Below are 1,704 nucleotides of genomic sequence, written 5' to 3'. Positions count from 1 at the left end.
ACCTGCTCGAAATCCCAATCCGCGCCGCGGTCGCGCGGGATCGCCGCGGCCCAGGCCGGGCCGGCGGGGTCCAGGAGGTCAGCCTCCCGCAGCGTCGCGTCCTCGGGCACGTTGGCGAAGGCCAGGCATTCCGAGGCGAAGCCGACCTCGGCGCGGCGCGCATCCTCCAGCGGCCGGCGGTAGGCGCCGACGCCGTAATAGTGGGCGAGCCCGGCCTCGGTCGAGAACGGCAGGTCCCCGCCGAAGGGCGAGTTCGGCACCACCACGAGGTCCGGCCGCAGGCGGGCGACGCGGGCGGCGAGGACGTCGTCGGCAAGGCCCCCGGTCCAGGCGTCTCGGGGGAACCCGAGCATCGCCGCCTGCTGCGCGACCTCGCTGCCGCCGCACAGGACGCAGAGCGAGGGCGAGGCCTGGGTGCGGTCGAGGAAGCCGTCGATCTCGGCGAGCAGCAGCTCCCGAAAGGCCGGATCGTCGACGGGATAGTCGAAGTTGGCGAGCATCAGGTCCTGGAAGACCAGGATGCCGAGCTCGTCGCACAGGTCGTGGAAGGCGTCGGATTCGTAGAGCGTGATGCCGGAGACCCGCAGCATGTTCATGCCGGCCTCGTGCGCGAGCGCCAGCAGCGGGCGGCACGCCTCGGCCGAATGGCCGACGAGGTCGGCCGGCGTCCAGCACGCGCCGCGGCAGAACACCGGCACGCCGTTGATCGTCAGGCTCAGGCCCTCGGCGAACGGCCGTTCCAGCGCGATCGTGCGGAAGCCGACGCGACCGAGCGCCAGCACATGGCCGTCGATCTCGGCCTCGACCGCGTGGAGCCGCGGCTCGCCGTGGGTGTGCGGCCACCACAAGGCGACCTCGGGAATCAGCACCTCGCCGGCGAAGCCGCCCGCCGCGTCGGCCTCGATCACCGCCTCTGCCCCGGCGCAGCGGAGCGTCAGCCGGGAGCCTCCGGCATCGGCGAGGGCGAGGCCGAGGCGCAGGCGGCCGGTGCCGCCGTCGAGCGCGGCGCGCAGGTCGACCGACAGCACGTGCGGACGCTCGGGACCGATCGCGGTCCGGGTGACGGGCCGGTACGGGCCGACCGTGTCGATCGGCGGGCACCAGCCGGGCATGAAGCCGAGCAGGCTGGTGCGGACGTGGCGCAGCGCTCCGGGCGTCGCCAGGCGAGGGCGCCAGCGCCCGCGCCGGTTGGGCCGGTCGAGATCGGCCTGCAGGGCGCGGAAGCACAGGGCGAGCTCGACCGTGCCCGTCCCCTCGACCGCGATGGCGTGGGCGAGGAACATCGAGCGCGTCTCGAGGCGGAGCACGCCGTCGACCCAGATCTCGGCGAGCGTCGCCAGCCCCTCGAAGCGGAGGGATTCGCGGCCCTGCAGGGTCAGCGCGGTGCGGTACCAGACGTCCGCCCCGTGGAGCGGCGTCGGCTCGGCCTCCGACCAGAGGCCGGCCGCACGGAGCGCGGCGGCCGCGGTGCCGGGGACCTCCGCCGGGATCCAGCCCGGCAGGCTCGCCGCCTCGCCCGGCCCGGCGCAGGCACCGGGCGCCGTCACCACGAGGGACCACGGCCCTTCGATCGTGCGGGCCGGGATGCCGTCGACGGCGTGGAGGCGGGCCACGGCGCCGTCCCTCAGCGCAGGGCGCGGTCGAGGGCGGAGAAGACCGCGTCGTAGCTCGCGGCGGGGCGCTCGAGCGCGGCCGCCAGCGGCG

At 75.5% G+C, this 1,704-nt stretch carries 1 protein-coding gene; it reads right to left on the bottom strand.

Annotated features, from left to right (window positions below; all coding sequences use genetic code 11):
* Positions 1-1,613: glycoside hydrolase family 2 protein (locus FV223_RS26885; RefSeq protein WP_147729771.1), on the bottom strand; the 1,613-nt coding region annotated here is incomplete at its 3' end.
* Between the last annotated feature and the right edge of the window lie 91 nt (positions 1,614-1,704).

It is taken from the genome of Methylobacterium sp. WL116, from assembly GCF_008039455.1.
Taxonomy (GTDB): Bacteria; Pseudomonadota; Alphaproteobacteria; order Rhizobiales; family Beijerinckiaceae; genus Methylobacterium.
The sequence above is the reverse complement of the archived record's forward strand: the minus strand, read 5'-3'. Positions and strand labels throughout refer to the sequence as shown.